Source organism: Citrobacter sp. Cpo091 (assembly GCF_030332645.1).
Lineage (GTDB): Bacteria > Pseudomonadota > Gammaproteobacteria > Enterobacterales > Enterobacteriaceae > Citrobacter > Citrobacter portucalensis.
In genome coordinates this window covers 1-521 of the sequence record NZ_JAOWHL010000013.1, presented here as the reverse complement: position 1 = coordinate 521, position 521 = coordinate 1, and the positions used below count along the sequence as shown (strand labels likewise).

Annotated in this window: 1 protein-coding gene; it reads left to right on the top strand. The window is 55.9% G+C overall.

What is annotated here, in order from left to right; translation table 11 throughout:
* Positions 1–18 precede the first annotated feature (18 nt).
* Positions 19–521, top strand: a 503-nt coding sequence (locus OGY04_RS00060; protein ID WP_286584506.1) for an Ig-like domain-containing protein, incomplete at its 3' end; no start/stop codon positions are given.

The following is a 521-nucleotide window of genomic DNA, read 5'->3' as shown; positions in this document are numbered from 1 at the left end:
ACCGAAGGCAGTAATAATGTGGAAGTGACAGTGACCGGGGTGGATACGGCAGGCAACACCGCGGTGGCGGTGCAGCACACTACGGTGGTGCTGGACACTAAAGCGCATAACACCGTCAATATTCATGATGTCACCGCCGACAACACCCTGAACTTTACTGAGCTGTCGACGGCGAAGCAGACGATTGCCGGAAACGTGCGCGGGGAAGACGCGAAAGCGGGCGACCCGGTGCTGGTAGAGATTAACGGCCACCAGTATCACGGCCAAGTGATTGATACCGGGAAAAATACCCTCGGTTATCGCATCGAGGTGGATTCGGACGCATTCTCCGATAACCAGGGTCATGTGCTTAAAGAGGTGACGGTCCATGTCAGCGTCACCTCTCACGATGCGGCGGGCAACCTGGCGATTGCCACCAGCAGCCACGATGTGCATATCGACAACTTCGCGGAAAACACGGTACATATCGACACCGTCGCGAACGACAATGTGGTCAACGCCATTGAAAACCGCATGACCAC